Raw genomic sequence first — 16,186 nt, forward strand, 5'->3', positions numbered from 1 at the left:
GCCACCGGCGCGCGGCGGTACGAAGAGCGCTCCCCCCATTCCTGGTCGCACCGGACGATTGGACACTTCGGCCATTCGCAGCGGCGCCCAATCCTCATAAGGTGAGCAGTATTGATGTGTACAGACGGTCGAGGAGGACCTGCGGTGAGCGAGACGAGCCCCAAGCTGCGCGCCGAGCTGGACGGCGTCCCCGCCTACGTACCGGGCAAGCCGGCCGCGGCCGGTGGACCGGTCGCCTTCAAGCTTTCCTCCAACGAGAACCCGTATCCCCCGTTGCCCGGGGTGATGGAGTCGGCCCTGGCGGCGGCCGCGAACTTCAACCGGTACCCGGACATGGCCTGCACCGGCCTGATGAACGAGCTGTCCGAGCGGTTCGGGGTGCCGCTCTCGCACCTCGCCACCGGCACCGGCTCGGTCGGGGTGGCGCAGCAGTTGCTCCAGGCGACCTCGGGCCCGGGTGACGAGGTCATCTACGCCTGGCGGTCCTTCGAGGCGTACCCGATCATCACGCAGATCAGCGGTGCGGCCTCGGTGAAGGTGCCGCTGACCGACGGTGATGTGCACGACCTCGACGCGATGGCGGACGCCATCACGGACCGCACGCGGATGATCTTCGTGTGCAATCCGAACAACCCGACCGGCACCGTGGTCCGCCGCGAGCAGCTGGAGCGGTTCCTGGACCGGGTGCCGGGCGATGTCCTGGTGGTGCTCGACGAGGCGTACCGGGAGTTCATCCGTGACGTCGAGGTGCCGGACGGCATCGAGATCTACCGGGACCGGCCCAATGTGGCGGTGCTGCGGACCTTCTCCAAGGCGTACGGCCTGGCGGGGCTCCGGGTCGGTTTCGCGGTGGCCCACGAGCCGGTGGCGGCGGCGCTGCGCAAGACCGCGGTGCCCTTCGGGGTCAGTCAGCTCGCGCAGGACGCGGCGGTCGCCTCGCTGCGCGCCGAGGACGAACTCCTGGGGCGGGTGGGGTCGTTGGTGGGCGAGCGGCAGCGGGTGCAGCGGGCGCTGGCCGGTCAGGGGTGGACCGTGCCGGACTCCCAGGCGAACTTCGTCTGGCTGCGGCTCGGGGACCGTACGGCCGACTTCGCCGCGGTGTGCGAGCGGGCCGGGGTGGTGGTCCGGCCGTTCGCGGGTGAGGGCGTGCGGGTCACGATCGGGGAGGACGAGGCGAACGACCTGTTCCTGAAGGCGGCGGATTCGTACCGCAAGGAGCTGTAGTCCTCCCGTACGCAGTGGTTTCCGGGGCCCCGCATCTCGTCCGACGAGAGGTGCGGGGCCCCTCTTCGTGAGGGACGGGGTGTGTGTTCGGTTCGGAGGTGTCGATTCGGGGGTATTGATCTGAACGTCCGCAAAGGGGTACCCCGCCCGAACATCCCGAAAGTCTGTGCGCCATAATGCTTGTGAATGTGAACGCGTTCACAAGCGTGTCCTGTTCTTCCCGTGATTAGTCGGATTTAAAGGGCAAACTGCCGGTGTGATGACGGCGACGTAAGGAGTGACGACGTGGAGCTGGCTCTAGCGCCGGAGACACTGGCGCGATGGCAGTTCGGTATCACTACCGTCTACCATTTCCTTTTTGTCCCCCTGACGATCTCGCTCGCCGCGCTCACCGCGGGCCTGCAGACCGCATGGGTCAGGACGAACAATGAGAAGTACCTGAGGGCGACGAAGTTCTGGGGCAAACTCTTCCTGATCAACATCGCCATGGGCGTGGTCACCGGCATCGTCCAGGAGTTCCAGTTCGGCATGAACTGGTCCGACTACTCGCGGTTCGTCGGTGACATCTTCGGTGCTCCGCTCGCGTTCGAGGCGCTGATCGCGTTCTTCTTCGAGTCGACCTTCATCGGTCTGTGGATCTTCGGCTGGGACAAGCTGCCGAAGAAGATCCACCTCGCCTGCATGTGGATGGTCTCCATCGGGACGATCCTGTCCGCGTACTTCATCCTGGCGGCCAACTCCTGGATGCAGCACCCGGTGGGCTACCGGATCAACGAGGAGCGCGGCCGGGCCGAGCTGACCGACTTCTGGCACGTGCTCACCCAGAACACCGCGCTCGCCCAGTTCTTCCACACCATCACCGCGGCCTTCCTGGTCGGCGGCGCGTTCATGGTCGGCATCGCGGCCTTCCACCTGGCGCGCAAGAAGCACATCCCGGTGATGCGGACCTCGCTGCGGCTCGGTCTGGTCACGATCGTCATCGCCGGACTGCTCACCGCCATCAGCGGCGACCAGCTCGGCAAGGTGATGTTCAAGCAGCAGCCGATGAAGATGGCCGCCGCCGAGGCCCTCTGGGAGGGCGAGGAAGGCGCGCCGTTCTCGCTCTTCGCCGTCGGTGACGTGGCCAAGGGACACAACACCGTGGAGATCTCCATCCCCGGGATACTGTCCTTCCTCGCCGACGACAGCTTCACCTCGTACGTCCCCGGCATCAACGACATCAACAAGGCGGAGCAGGAGAAGTTCGGTCCCGGCGACTACCGGCCCAACATCCCGGTCGCGTTCTGGAGCTTCCGCTGGATGATCGGCTTCGGGATGGCGTCCTTCGCGCTCGGCATCCTGGGGCTGTGGCTGACCCGGAAGAAGTTCATGCTTCCGCCGGGGCTGCGGACCGGTGAGAACGAGGTGCCCCACCTGGTCCTCTTCAAGAACAAGGCGCTCAGCCCGAAGTTCGCCTCGTGCTACTGGATCCTCTCGCTCTGGACGCTGCTCTTCCCGCTGATCGCCAACTCCTGGGGCTGGATCTTCACCGAGATGGGCCGTCAGCCCTGGGTCGTCTACGGCGTGCTCCAGACCCGTGACGCGGTCTCGCCCGGGGTCTCGCAGGGCGAGGTGCTCACCTCGATGATCGGCTTCACCCTGCTCTACGCGATTCTCGCGGTGGTCGAGGTCAAGCTGCTCGTGAAGTACATCAAGGCAGGCCCGCCGGAGCTCACGGAAGCAGACCTCAACCCGCCCACCAGGATCGGCGGCGATCACGATGACGCCGACCGGCCGATGGCCTTCTCCTACTGAGGGCCGAGGAGCTGAGAGATGGAACTCCACGACGTCTGGTTCGTACTCATCGCCGTCCTCTGGACCGGCTACTTCTTCCTGGAGGGCTTTGACTTCGGGATCGGCATCCTCACCAAGCTGCTGGCCCGGGACCGCAAGGAGCGGCGGGTCCTGATCAATACGATCGGGCCCGTCTGGGACGGCAACGAGGTGTGGCTGCTCACCGCGGGCGGGGCGACCTTCGCCGCCTTCCCCGAGTGGTACGCCACCCTGTTCTCCGGCTTCTACCTGCCGCTGCTGATCATCCTGGTCTGTCTGATCGTGCGCGGGGTCGCCTTCGAGTACCGGGCGAAGCGGTCCGGCGAGCGGTGGCAGAGCAACTGGGAGCACGCCATCTTCTGGACCTCGCTGATCCCGGCCCTGCTCTGGGGCGTGGCCTTCGGGAACATCGTGCGCGGGGTGAAGATCGACGCCGACCTGGAGTACGTCGGCAACTTCTGGGATCTGCTCAACCCGTACGCCATCCTCGGCGGACTGGTCACGCTCTTCCTCTTCACCTTCCACGGCGCCGTGTTCGCGGGGCTCAAGACGGTGGGGGACATCCGGCAGCGGGCGGGCCGACTGGCGCTGAAGCTGGGGATCGCCACCGCGGTGCTCGGGCTCGGCTTCCTGATCTGGACCCAGCTCGACAACGGTGACGGCTGGAGCCTGCTGGCGATGATCGTCGCCGTGGTGGCGCTCGTCGCCGCGATCGCGCTGATCGCGGTGGGGCGCGAGGGCTGGTCGTTCGCCTTCTCCGGGGTGACCGTCGCGGCGGTGGTCGCGATGCTCTTCCTGACGCTCTTCCCGAACGTCATGCCGTCCTCGCTGAACGACGCCTGGAGCCTTACGGTCACCAACGCCTCGTCCACCCCGTACACCCTGAAGATCATGACCTGGTGCGCGGGGATCGCCACCCCGCTCGTCCTGCTGTACCAGGGCTGGACGTACTGGGTGTTCCGCAAGCGCATCGGTACGCAGCACATCGCTGAAGCGCACTGACCGCCATCCGTATCCGCATCCTGTCCGGCGGACCGGGGCCGGGACCGGGCATGCCACCGGTTCCGGCCCACCGGGCGGGACGCGGGTCCGCCGACCGAGCTCGCTAGGGGCTGTTTCACGTGAAACCGATCGACCCGCGGCTGCTCCACCACGCCCGCGCCACCCGCCTCTTCCTGGCAGCCGTGGTGGCGCTGGGCGTGGTCGGGGCGGCGCTGGTCATCGCCCAGGCCATGCTCATCGCCGAGATCGTGGTCGGCGGCTTCGAGGACGGACTCGCCGCCGCCGGACTCCGGACCCCGCTGATCCTGCTGGCCGGGGTCGCGCTGGGCCGGGCGCTGGTCTCCTGGCTGACCGAACTGGCCGCGTACCGGGCCAGCGCGGCGGTCAAGTCCGAACTCCGCGGCCGGCTGCTGGAGCGGGCCGCCGTGCTCGGCCCCGGCTGGCTCACCGGCCAGCGCACCGGTTCCCTGGTGGCGCTCGCGACCCGGGGAGTCGACGCGCTCGACGACTACTTCGCGCGCTATCTGCCGCAGCTCGGTCTCGCGGTGGTCGTCCCGGTGGCGGTCCTCGCCCGGATCGTCACCGAGGACTGGGTCTCCGCGGCGATCATCGTGGTGACCCTGCCGCTCATCCCGCTCTTCATGATCCTGATCGGCTGGGCCACCCAGTCGCGGATGGACCGCCAGTGGCAGCTGCTGTCCCGGCTCTCCGGCCACTTCCTCGATGTGGTCGCCGGGCTGCCGACCCTGAAGGTCTTCGGCCGGGCCAAGGCACAGGCCGAATCCATCCGCACCATCACCACGCAGTACCGCCGGGCCACCCTGCGGACCCTGCGCATCGCCTTCCTCTCGTCCTTCGCGCTGGAACTGCTGTCGACCCTCTCGGTGGCCCTGGTGGCCGTCACCATCGGCATGCGGCTGGTCCACGGCGAACTCGACCTCTACACCGGGCTGGTGGTGCTGATCCTGGCGCCCGAGGCCTACCTGCCGATCCGCCAGGTCGGCGCCCAGTACCACGCGGCCGCCGAGGGGCTCTCCGCCGCGGAGGAGATCTTCGCGGTCCTGGAGACCGAGCTGCCCGCCAGCGGCACGGCGGACGTTCCCGGCTCGCTGCGGCTGGAGCTGGAAGAGGTGACCGTACGGCACGAAGGCCGCGGCGAACCCTCCCTGGACCGGGCCTCGCTGGTGGTGGACGAGGGGGAGACCGTGGCGCTGGTCGGTCCCAGCGGCGTCGGGAAGTCCACTCTGCTCGACGTGGTCCTCGGCTTCACCCGGCCGGACGAGGGGCGGGTCCGGGTCGGCGGCGCCGATCTGGCGGAGCTCGCGCCCGAGCGGTGGCGGGAGCGGATCGCCTGGGTGCCGCAGCGCCCGTACCTCTTCGCGGGGACCATCGCGGAGAACGTACGGCTGGCCCGGCCGGATGCCGACGACGGCGCGGTGGAGGCCGCGCTGCGGGACGCCGGGGCCCATGACTTCGTGGCGGCGCTGCCCCAGGGGCCGCTGACCCGGATCGGCGAGGACGGTACCGGACTCTCCGCCGGACAGCGCCAGCGGCTCGCGCTCGCCCGTGCCTTCCTCGCCGACCGGCCGGTGCTGCTGCTCGACGAGCCGACCGCGAGCCTGGACGGCGAGACGGAGGCGGGGATCGTCGAGGCGGTACGGCGGCTGTCCGCGGGGCGGACCGTGCTGCTCGTCGTGCACCGCCCGGCGCTGCTCGCGGTGGCCGACCGGGTGGTGCGCCTGGACCCGGACGTGACCGCGCGCCCGGAGCGGGCCGGGGGCACCGAGGAGCTCGGGGCCGGGGCCCTTCGGACCGTGCCGCGGCAGGCGGGGAGCGCTGGTGCCGGTCCGGACCGCGGAGCGCCGCAGGGGGCCCCGGCCCGCCCCGGGCACGTGCTGCGCCGGGTCCGGGAGGCGGCGGGGGCGCGTCGCGGCCGGCTCGCGCTCGCGCTGCTGCTGGGAAGCCTCGCCGTGGGCTCCGCCGTAGGGCTCATGGCCGTCTCCGGCTGGCTGATCGCGCGCGCCTCCGAGCAGCCCCCGGTGCTCTATCTGATGGTCGCGGTCACGGCGACCCGGGCCTTCGGTCTGGGCCGGGCGGTCTTCCGCTACGCCGAGCGCCTGGTCTCGCACGACGCGGTGCTCGCGATGCTCGGCGAACTCCGCGTCGCCGTCTACCGGGGGCTGGAGCGCGTCGCCCCCGCCGGGCTGCGCCGGGCCCGGCGCGGGGACCTGCTCTCCCGGCTGGTCGCCGACGTCGACGCGCTCCAGGACTACTGGCTGCGCTGGCTGCTCCCGGCCGGGACCGCCGTGGTCGTCGGGACGGCGACGGCCGGGTTCGTCGGCTGGCTGCTCCCGGCGGCGGGCGCGGTACTGGCCGCCGGGCTGCTGCTGGCCGGTGTGGGTGTGCCGCTGGTCAGCGGCGCCTGCTCCCGGCAGGCGGAACGCCGCCTCGCCCCGGCCCGCGCCGAACTGGCGACCCGGGTCACCGACCTGCTCGGCGGCACCGCCGAACTGACCGTCGCGGGCGCCCTGCCCGCCCGCGTGGAACGGACCAGGGAAGCCGACGGCGTACTGACCCGGATCGCGGCCCGCGCCGCCACCGCCACCGCGCTCGGCGGCGGCCTCGGCACGCTGATCACCGGGCTCACCGTCGTCGCCACCGCGCTCGTCGCCCTGCCCGCCGTACGGGACGGCCGTCTCGCCGGTGTGGAGCTCGCGGTGCTGGTGCTGACCCCGCTCGCCGCCTTCGAAGCGGTGGCCGGTCTGCCGCTCGCCGTGCAGTACCGCCGACGCGTCGAGCGGAGCGCGGAGCGGGTGTTCGAGGTACTGGACGCCCCACTGCCGGTGTGCGAGCCCGACCACCCGGCCGAGGCGCCCGCGTCGCCGTTCCCGCTGGAGCTGCGCGGACTGTCGGCCCGGTACGCGGGTGCGGACCGCGATGCCCTCGACACCGTCGACCTGACGCTGACCGCCGGCCGGCGCATCGCGGTCGTCGGGCCCTCCGGCTCGGGGAAGACCACCCTCGCGCAGGTCCTGGTCCGCTTCCTGGACGCCAGGGCCGGTACGTACCGGATCGGCGGGGTCGAGGCCGGGGCGCTGGACGGGGACACGGTGCGGCGGTCCGTCGGGCTGTGTGCCCAGGACGCCCACGTCTTCGACAGCTCCATCCGGGAGAACCTGCGGCTGGCCCGTACCGGCGCGACGGACGCGGAGCTGCGGGCCGCCCTGGAACGGGCGCGGCTGCTCGACTGGGCCGACGCCCTGCCGGACGGGCTCGACACCCTGGTGGGTGAACACGGCGCCCGCCTCTCCGGCGGGCAGCACCGTCGCCTCGCTCTGGCCAGGGCGCTCCTCGCCGACTTCCCCGTACTGGTCCTGGACGAACCGGCCGAGCACCTCGACCTGGCGACGGCGGACGCGCTGACCGCGGATCTGCTGGCGGCGACCGAGGGGCGGACGACGGTGCTGATCACCCATCGGCTGAAGGGGCTCGACGCCGTGGACGAGGTACTGGTGCTGGACGGGGGCCGGATCGTGCAGCGCGGCCCGTACGCCGAGCTGGCCGCTGTGAAGGGGCCGCTGCGCCGGATGCTGGACCGTGAGCGGGAGACGGACGGAGCAGCGGAGGAGGAGGCCGCGGGCGTACCGGCGTGAGCCGTGCGAGCGAACACGAGGGCAACCGGGGCAGCCGGCTCAAGGGACACGCGAACCGGAGAGACCACATGCGGAGAAAAGCCAACTTTCCCGACAGATAGGTACTCACTACGCTCGGGGTATGCCGGAGCAGGACCCGAACGACTCACTCGAAGCCGCGACCCGGGCGACCCGCAGTCTCCAGGGCCTGTCCACGGAGATCACCGCCCGCATCCCCCAGCTGCTGGAGGCCATGCGGTCGGTCGGCGCGGGTCTGGAACTGCACTCCACCCTCGACCGGATCTGTGAGACGGCCGCCGAGCTGGCCCACTCCCGCTACGCCGCGATCGGCGTCGTCGACGCGGAGGGCGAGGGCCTCTCCGACTTCGTCACGTACGGGGTGCCGGACGAGACGGCGGCCCGGATCGGCCGCCGTCCCGACGGGCACCGGGGGCTGCTGGGCGCGCTGATCCACGACCCGGCCCCGGTGCGGCTCGCCGATCTGACGGCCGATCCGAGGTTCGCGGGATTCCCGCCGGGCCACCCCCCGATGCGGACGTTCCTCGGTGTCCCGATCCGGGTGCAGGGCGAGATCTTCGGAAACCTGTACCTGGCCGAGAAGGAGGGGGGCGGCGAGTTCAACGACTACGACCTGCACATGGTGCGCGTGCTCGCCACGGAGGCCGGCATCGCCATCGGCAACGCCCGGCTGTACGAGGCGGCGCGCCAGCGCGAGCGGTGGATCGACGGTTCGGTGGCCGTGACGACCGCCCTGCTCTCCGGCGGGGACGCCGACGACGCGCTCTCCGTCGTCGCCGAACAGGCCCGTCGGCTCGCCGACGCCGCCGCCGGGGTGGTGCTGCTGCCCACCGGGGACGGCGGGCTCGAGGTCGTCGCCGTCTCCGCCGACGACCCGGCCTCCTCGCTCGGGGTGATCATCGGGCCAGAGAGCTCGGTGGCGGCGAAGCTGCTGGAGGGCGAGCCGGTCTTCGTGGACGACTCGGCCACCGACTCCCGGATGGTCACCAGGCTGGCTTCCCGGTTCGGCCCGAGCATGCTGCTGCCCCTGCACAGCGACGGGCGGGTGCTGGGCGCGCTGGCCACCCCGCGGGCCCGGGGCGGCAGGCCGTTCACCGAGGCGGAGCGGACCCTCGCCACCCAGTTCGCCTCGCAGGCCGCGCTCGCGCTGATGATGGCCGAGGCGCAGCGGGACCGGGAGCGGCTGGCGGTCTACGAGGACCGTGACCGGATCGCCCGCGATCTGCACGACCTGGTCATCCAGCGGCTGTTCGCCACGGGAATGATGCTGGAGAGCGCCCAGCGCCGGTCGGCCGTGCCCGAGGAGCAGAACGGGATCGGCCGGGCGGTCGACGAACTGGACGTGACCATCCAGGAGATCCGCACCGCGATCTTCGCCCTTCAGCAGGAACCCGCCGAGGCGCCGTCGGGGCTGCGCACCCGCGTGCTGCGCGAGATCAACACGGCGGCGGTTCCGCTGGGCTTCAAGCCCTCGTACCGTTTCCTCGGCCCGGTCGACGCGCTGGTCGGGGAGCTGACCGGGAAGAACCTGATCGCGGCGTTGCGGGAGGCCCTGTCCAATGCCTTCCGGCACGCCGACGCGTCAGTGATCGACGTCGTCGTCGACGCCACGGCGACGCTGCCGGACGGGCGGGCCGCGGTGCGGCTGTCGGTCGCCGACGACGGGGTGGGCATTCCCGAGGACGGCCGTCGCAGCGGGCTGCGGAACCTGGCGCGCCGGGCGGAGGCGCTGGGCGGCGCCAGCTGGTTCGGGCCCGGCATCGGGGAGGGCGGCGGTGGTACGACGGTGGTGTGGGAGGCGCCGCTCTGAGGCGGCCGGGCGCGGCACCGGGCTTGGCGCGGCGCCCGAGCGGGAGGTCGTGAGCGGGAGGCTCAGCGCACCCGGCCGGGGGCCCGGCGCGCGGCGATGATCTGCTCGATGACGACGGCGACGCCGTCCTCGGCGTTGGTGGCGGTACGGCCCGTGGCGGCGGCGAGTGCGGCCGGGTGGGCGTTGCCCATCGCGTACGAGGTGCCTGCCCAGCGCAGCATCTCCACGTCGTTGGGCATGTCCCCGAAGGCGACGACCTCGGCGGGTGAGATGCCTCGCTCGGCGCAGCACAGCTCCAGCGTGCTGGCCTTGGAGACCCCGGTAGCGCTGACCTCCAGCAGGGCCGTGGGGCTGGACCGGGTGAAGGCCGCCCGGTCCCCGGCCGCCTCGACGGCCACGGCGAGGAACGCGTCCGGTTCCAGGTCGGTGTGGTGGGCGAGGAGCTTCAGCATCGGGGAGCCGGTGCCGGGCACCTCTTCGTACAGCAGCTTCTCGACCGGGGCGACCGTGGCGCGCGGGTCCAGGTGGAGGGGCGGATACGCCAGTTCGTAGTGGATGCCGGTGGCCAGCTCGACGGCGAAGGAGGTGCCGGGGGCGGCGGCCCGCAGCGAACGGACCACGTCCAGGGCGACGGCGCGCTCCAGCGGGCGGACCTTGACCAGCTTCCCACCCGCGTGCAGATCGGCCACCGCCGCGCCATTGGCGCAGATCGCCAGGCCGTGTCCGTGCACATGGTCACTGACGGCCGCCATCCAGCGGGCCGGGCGCCCGGTGACGAAGAAGACCTCGATGCCCTCCTCCTCGGCGGCGGCGAGCGCGGCGACCGTGCGGTCGGAGACCGTCTTGTCGTCGCGGAGCAGGGTTCCGTCCAGGTCGGTGGCGATCAGCCGGACAGCTGCAGGCGAAGGCGAATCGGAAGCTGAGGTCACCCGCCCATTCTCCCGTACGGGTGTGCACGGGCGGGCGCAGGGGCGCACATCTGAGGATGGACGCCCCTGACCAGGTACACATGCCTCGCGCATATGCCGATGCTGATGATCGCGAGCCCCATCGCGGCCCGATCGCGATGCCGATCGCGATGCCGATCACCGTGGTGATCATGGTGACCGCGGCATGGCAGGGAGGTTCAGCGGCCGAGCTGGGCCAGTCCCTCGGTGGCGATGCGCTCGAAGGTCTTCTCGTCCGCCGCGAAATCGGAGCCGGGGATCGGCGTATGGATGACGATCTCCGTGAACCCCAGCTCGAAGTGGGTGCCCGCGAAGTCGACGAAGGCGTCGAAGGAGTCGAGCGGGCGGTCCGGGGTGAAACCGGTCAGCAGGATCCGGTCCAGCTCGGCGGCGTCCCGGCCGATGGCCTCGCAGGCCGCGTCCAGCTTGGCGATCTGCCTCCGGATGGCCTCCACGGACTGCTCGGGGGTGCCCGTCTCGTACAGCTTGGGGTCGCCCGTGGTGACCCAGGCCTGGCCGTGCCGGGCGGCGAGCCTCATGCCGCGCGGACCGGTGGCGGCCACCGCGAACGGCAGCCGGGGGCGCTGGACGCAGCCGGGGATGTTCCGGGCCCCGTTCGCCGAGTAGAAGGTGCCGTCGTACGTCACCGAGGGCTCGCTCAGCAAGCGGTCGAGCAGCGGTACGAACTCGTCGAAGTGGTCGGCCCGTTCGCGCGGGGTCCACGGTTCCTCGCCGCTCCGGCGCAGTGTCGTGGCGTCGAATCCGTTGCCTCCGGCGCCGATGCCCAGGGTGATACGGCCGCCGGAGACGTCGTCCAGCGTGATGAGGTCCTTGGCGAGGGTGACGGGGTGGCGGAAGTTGGGGGAGGTGACGAGGGTGCCCAGGCGGATGTGCTCGGTTGCCGCGGCGGCGGCGGTGAGGGTCGGGACCGCGCCGAACCAGGTGTCGTCACGGAAATTCCGCCAGGCCAGGTGGTCGTAGGTGTAGGCGGCGTGGAAGCCCAGTTCCTCGGCGCGCTGCCAGATCTCGCGGCCCTCTCGCCAGCGGTGGATCGGCAGGATCACAGTACTCAGACGCATGCCCACGACCTTACGGTCACGGGTCGCAGAAGGTCGTGCGGTTCGTCCCGCCGTCCGGACGCCTCGCCGGTCGGGACGCGGTCGCGCGGTCGTGCAGTCGTGCGGACGGTCGGCCGCGTGGCCGGTCAGTCGCGCTGTCTCAGGAACTCCGGCGGTACGGCGTCGGTGAGCCAGACACCGTTGGCGCTGACGCGGAACGTGTGGCCCGCGCGGTGCATCGCCCCCGCGTCCACCGACAGCACGACGGGACGGCCGCGCCGGGCGCCCACCCGGGTCGCTGTCTCGCGGTCGGGCGAGAGGTGGACGTGTGTGCGGTTCATAGGCCGCAGCCCCTCGCGCCGGATCGAGTCCAGCACCCGGTTCACCGTGCCGTGGTAGAGGTACGCGGGCGGTTCGGCGGGCGGCAGACCGAGGTCCACCGGGATGGTGTGGCCCTGGCTGGCCCGGATCCGGTCGTTCTCCACGGCGAAACGCCGCTTGTCGTTCGTGGCGACGACATGGTCCAGCTCGGCCCGGCTGAGGGGGACGTTGTGCCGGGCCATGGCACGCAGCAGTGTGTCGATCGGCACCCAGCCCTGGGCGTCGAGGGTGATGCCGATGCGCTCCGGCTGATGACGCAGATGCTTCGAGAGGTACTTGGACACCTTGACGGTGCGTCTTTCATCCATGTCAGCCAGAGTGCCCGCGGTGGTCCCTCGACGCATCCGGGTTTCGTCCGCGACGTTCCGAAGGAAGTGGACACCCCAAGGTTTGATCCACAGTCAGTTTGACTTATCCACAGAGGTGTTGGCCGCTATGTGGATAACCCCCCTGTGATTTAGGTGTTTTGCTCAACTTTGTCTCTTTTGTTGTTAGATGGGGCAAGGGAGTCCAAGGTGCGTGTCTGTACCTCACGTTCGGCAGCCGCGGTGATGAACGCGGAAACGTTCTCGACGCCAACCAGCCGCTGAACGGCCTGGATCGTATGAGGCGGCAGCTCCACCGGAAGGGCGGCGAGCCGCGGGGCGTCCGTGCCGAGCGGGGTGTCCGCGCCGAGATGGTGGTGCAGATGCCGGGTGGCGAACATGCGCATGGCACGGGCCAGTTCGGCGTCCACCGTCTGCTGGGCGAGCGGTCTCAACCGGCGCACCATGGCGGCGGCCTCGGCCGCGTCCGAGTCGGTCGGCGGCCGATGGCCGAGATAGCGGGCGAAGACGTGCTCAGTGGTGAACTCCAGGAAGCGTGAGGCGATCTGCTCGACCTGGCCGCGAAGTTCCCTCAGATGACCGGAGATGGCGATGAGCGGCACGCCCGCCGCGTGCAACTCCACGGCCACGGCCAGTTCCTGGGGGCTGGGCACCAGAAACTCGTCGTGCTTGCCGGGGATCGGTTCGAGCACCCCGAGCTCCACGGCCTCGGCGACCGCGTCGCCGTCCGGAGCACCACCGAACGCGTCGATCAGCTCGTCCAGGGTGATCCGGTCGGCCTGCTCATCCGTCCAGGGACCGTGCACCTCGGCGACGAGCCCGAGCACTCCGCCCAGCCCGCGACCGGTGTCCCAGGCGTCCAGCAGCTCCTTGATGCTGGCCAGGGTGTAGCCCCGGTCCAGCAGGTCGGCGATCTGCCGGAGCCGGGCGAGATGGGTCTCCCGGTACACATTGGCCCGGCCGCGCCGCTCCGGCGTCGGAAGCAGGCCGCGGTCCTGGTAGGCGCGGATCGTGCGGACCGTGGCCCCGCTGGCGTGTGCGAGGTCCTCGATCCGGTACTCGGCGGCGGACGGCCGGTCCGCCGCCGGGACCGGCCGCGCGGTGCGGCTCACAGCGGCGGCTTCATCCGGGCGATCCCGCGCAGCACGCCGGGGCCGAACCGGGAGAGGAAGCGGGCGCCACGGGCTTCCGGGGTCACCGGTACGACGGCCTGGTTGCGCACCACCGCCTTGAGGACGGCGTCGGCGACCCGCTCCGGCGGGTAGTTGCGCAGCCCGTACAGTCTGCTGGTCCGCTTCCGCAGCCGGGTCTCCTCGACGGCGTCGGCTCCGGCGAAATGCGTCGTCGCCGTGATGTTCGTGTTGACGATGCCGGGGCAGATGGCGCTGACCCCGATCGACCGCTCGGCGAACTCGGCCCGCAGGCACTCGCTGAGCATCAGTACCGCCGCCTTGGACGTGCTGTACGCGGGCAGCGCCCGGGACGGCTGATAGGCGGCGGCCGAAGCGGTGTTGACGATGTGGCCGCCCTGGCCGCGCTCGGCCATCTGCCTGCCGAAGGCGCGGCAGCCGTGGATGACCCCCCACAGATTGACGTCGAGGACGTTCTTCCAGTCCTCGCTCGTGGTGTCCAGGAAGGAGCCGGACAGGCCGATCCCTGCGTTGTTGACCAGGACATCGACGATGCCGTACTCGGCGGCCACCTTCTCGGCGAGCTTCTCCATCGCCTGTTCGTCGCTGACGTCGACCGCCTCGCCCCAGGCGTCCTGAGCGCCGATCAGCCGGGCCATCTCCGCGGTCCGGGCCGCCCCCTCCGCGTCCCGGTCCACAGCCACCACCCGGGCGCCCGCCTCGGCGAACGCGAAGGCGGTGGCCCGGCCGATGCCCCCGGCCGCGCCCGTCACCAGGACCAGCCGGCCGCCGAACCGGTCCGCGTACGCACCGGTCGGTGCGGGGGCCCGGACCGGACCGACCTGCCCGGCCTCTTCGTTCGCGGCGACGAACTCGCTTATCCAGGCGGCGAGCTGGTCCGGCCTGGTGCGCGGCACCCAGTGCTTGCCTTCGAGGGAGCGGCGCACCAGTTGCGGTACCCACGCGTCCAGTTGGTCGTAGAGCTTCTCCGAGAGGAAGACGTCGCCGGTCGGCGTGATCAGCTGGACCGGCACATGCGCGTAGGCGTCGGCCCGCGGTCGGCTCAGCCGGGCGCGGACGTTGTCCCGGTAGAGCCAGGCACCGTGCGCCGCGTCGCCGGGCAGTGAGGCTGTCGGGTAGTCGCCCGCCGGAACCTTCTCCAGCCGCTCAAGAATGCGCGGCCACCGCCTGCCGAGCGGCCCGCGCCAGGCCAGCTCCGGCAGGACCGGCGTATGCAGCATGTACACGTACCAGGACTTGGCGCCCTGGCCGAGCAGCTGGCCGACCCGGCGCGGGGTGGGCCTGTTCATCCGCTGCTTGATCCAGTGCCCGAAGTGGTCCAGGGAAGGGCCGGACATCGAGGTGAAGGAAGCGATCCGGCCCTCGGTCCGCTTGACCGTGGCGAACTCCCAGGACTGGACCGAGCCCCAGTCGTGCCCGACGAGATGCACCGGCCGGCCGGGACTCACCGCGTCGACGACCGCCAGGAAGTCGTCGGTCAGCTTCTCCAGCGTGAAGCCGCCGCGCAGCGGCTTCGGTGCACTGGACCGGCCGTGCCCGCGCACGTCGTACAGCACGACGTGCCATCGCTCGGCCAGCTGTTCCGCCACATCCGCCCAGACCTCCTTGCTGTCCGGATAGCCGTGGACCAGGACCACCGTCGGCCGTGACGCATCGCCCATTTCCGCGACGCACAGCTCGATTCCACCCGTACGCACCCGGCGCTCACGCGCTCCCGGCAGGCTCATGCCGCCACCCTTTCCTCGGCCCAGCGCCGCACGTGCGGCAGATCGTCGTCCAGCCAGAAGGCACTCTGCTCGGGGTCCTTGGAGTCGGTGACCACCAGGATCTCCTCGAACTTGGCACCCGTGCCCCGGAATCCGAGATGGGGCTCGACCGCCCACAGCCCCGGCTGCGGCGGGTGGTCGGAGAAGCGGTACGGACTCCACAGCGGCGACCAGCCGTCCCGGTGCCCGTGCAGGGCGTCGCTCAGCAGCCCCTTGAGGGACTGGGTGCCGAAGCCGAACACCTGCGGGGACCAACGCCGTTCGGCGACCCGGCCGACCTTGTGCGCGATGACTCCGAAGGGGTAGGCGCGGTGCCGGTTGGCGTACCCCTGCCGGACCATCAGCCGGTCGACGTCCTCGTATATCTCGCGCAGCGGGCGCCGCTCGCGCACCTCGCGCAGTATCAGCTCGCGGTGGGCCTCCAGGTCGGCGAGGAGCTTGTCATGCAGGGGGCTGGGTCCGAGGCAGCCGGAGTAGCCGATGTCGGCCGTGTAGCCCTTGTAGACCGGGGCCATGTCGAGGATGAAGGGCATTCCCGGCTCAAGCTTCCGGTTGCCCGGGAAGAACTGCAGCGGCACCTTGAAACCGACGAACGCCGTGCGGTCGCCGAACCACGCGAAGGGGAGGTGGAACCAGTCCCGCACCCCCCGCTCATGCAGCCAGTCGCGCTGCATCCGGGCCGCCTCGCGCTCGGTCACCCCCGGCCTGAGCCGTGCCGCGACCGCTTCCGCGCAGGCGTACGCGAGGCTCTGCACCTCTCTGAACCCCCGCAGCTCCGGGGCCTGTGCGTCCTTCACCGCCGTATGCATGCCACCGTCCGTTCCCTGCCGTGTGCGGTACGTGCTCGTAACGTGACACTGATGAATGTGACAATGCCCGGCGGCTACGTCAAGAGGTGTGCGCGCACCTGTGGACAACCCGCCCGTGGGCCGCTGGGGGCCGCCGGGGGCCGCGGACGTCATACCCCGTGGTGGCCCCTTACGGGTCCGTACGCCCGGAGTCGGATGCCGATCCAGCCGCCAGGGTGGACGACTGCTG

11 protein-coding genes are annotated in these 16,186 nt (G+C 71.0%); 5 read left to right on the plus strand and 6 right to left on the minus strand.

The genetic code is table 11. From position 1 onward, the window contains the following. Nucleotides 1–144 precede the first annotated feature (144 nt). From hisC to ACFVWY_RS01760, 5 genes are all read left to right on the plus strand, one after another. A complete protein-coding gene (gene hisC, locus ACFVWY_RS01740; RefSeq protein WP_389866107.1) occupies nucleotides 145–1,224 on the plus strand; it encodes a histidinol-phosphate transaminase in 1,080 nt (359 codons plus the stop codon). A 285-nt stretch (nucleotides 1,225–1,509) separates the two neighbouring features. Next, nucleotides 1,510–3,018, plus strand: a complete 1,509-nt coding sequence (locus tag ACFVWY_RS01745) for a cytochrome ubiquinol oxidase subunit I (RefSeq protein WP_389866109.1) — start codon at nucleotides 1,510–1,512, stop codon at nucleotides 3,016–3,018. Nucleotides 3,019–3,036: 18 nt separating this feature from the next. Beyond that, nucleotides 3,037–4,038: a cytochrome d ubiquinol oxidase subunit II gene (cydB, locus tag ACFVWY_RS01750; protein ID WP_389866112.1), complete on the plus strand. Its 1,002-nt coding sequence runs from the start codon at nucleotides 3,037–3,039 to the stop codon at nucleotides 4,036–4,038. Between the two features lie 119 nt (nucleotides 4,039–4,157). Further along, nucleotides 4,158–7,691, plus strand: coding sequence for a thiol reductant ABC exporter subunit CydD (gene cydD / locus ACFVWY_RS01755; protein WP_389866114.1), 3,534 nt, complete (start codon nucleotides 4,158–4,160; stop codon nucleotides 7,689–7,691). Nucleotides 7,692–7,812: 121 nt separating this feature from the next. After that, the gene (locus ACFVWY_RS01760; RefSeq protein WP_389866116.1) at nucleotides 7,813–9,519 is read left to right on the plus strand and encodes a GAF domain-containing sensor histidine kinase; all 1,707 of its coding nucleotides are present in this window, start codon (nucleotides 7,813–7,815) and stop codon (nucleotides 9,517–9,519) included. Between the two features lie 62 nt (nucleotides 9,520–9,581). Here the strand turns inward: ACFVWY_RS01760 and ACFVWY_RS01765 are convergent, their stop codons facing one another. From ACFVWY_RS01765 to ACFVWY_RS01790, 6 genes are all read right to left on the minus strand, one after another. After that, nucleotides 9,582–10,448, minus strand: coding sequence for an HAD hydrolase family protein (locus ACFVWY_RS01765; protein ID WP_389866118.1), 867 nt, complete (start codon nucleotides 10,446–10,448; stop codon nucleotides 9,582–9,584). A 197-nt stretch (nucleotides 10,449–10,645) separates the two neighbouring features. After that, nucleotides 10,646–11,545 carry an LLM class flavin-dependent oxidoreductase gene (locus ACFVWY_RS01770; RefSeq protein ID WP_389866121.1) on the minus strand — a complete coding sequence of 300 codons (900 nt, stop codon included), beginning with the start codon at nucleotides 11,543–11,545 and terminating at the stop codon, nucleotides 10,646–10,648. 125 nt (nucleotides 11,546–11,670) lie between these two features. Further along, entirely contained in the window at nucleotides 11,671–12,213 is a 543-nt protein-coding gene (locus tag ACFVWY_RS01775) for an RNA 2'-phosphotransferase (protein ID WP_389866123.1), read from the minus strand. Between the two features lie 149 nt (nucleotides 12,214–12,362). Further along, the gene (locus tag ACFVWY_RS01780; RefSeq protein WP_389866125.1) at nucleotides 12,363–13,343 is read right to left on the minus strand and encodes a MerR family transcriptional regulator; all 981 of its coding nucleotides are present in this window, start codon (nucleotides 13,341–13,343) and stop codon (nucleotides 12,363–12,365) included. Continuing rightward, nucleotides 13,340–15,109 (minus strand): SDR family oxidoreductase, encoded by a 1,770-nt coding sequence (locus tag ACFVWY_RS01785; protein WP_389866128.1) that lies wholly within the window; start codon nucleotides 15,107–15,109, stop codon nucleotides 13,340–13,342. The genes ACFVWY_RS01780 and ACFVWY_RS01785 overlap by 4 nt, the downstream gene beginning before the upstream one ends. Then, nucleotides 15,106–15,957, minus strand: coding sequence for a M24 family metallopeptidase (locus tag ACFVWY_RS01790; protein WP_389866130.1), 852 nt, complete (start codon nucleotides 15,955–15,957; stop codon nucleotides 15,106–15,108). Before ACFVWY_RS01790 ends, ACFVWY_RS01785 begins: the two co-directional genes overlap by 4 nt. Nucleotides 15,958–16,186 lie beyond the last annotated feature (229 nt).

It is taken from the genome of Streptomyces sp. NPDC058195 (assembly GCF_042883525.1).
GTDB lineage: Bacteria > Actinomycetota > Actinomycetes > Streptomycetales > Streptomycetaceae > Streptomyces.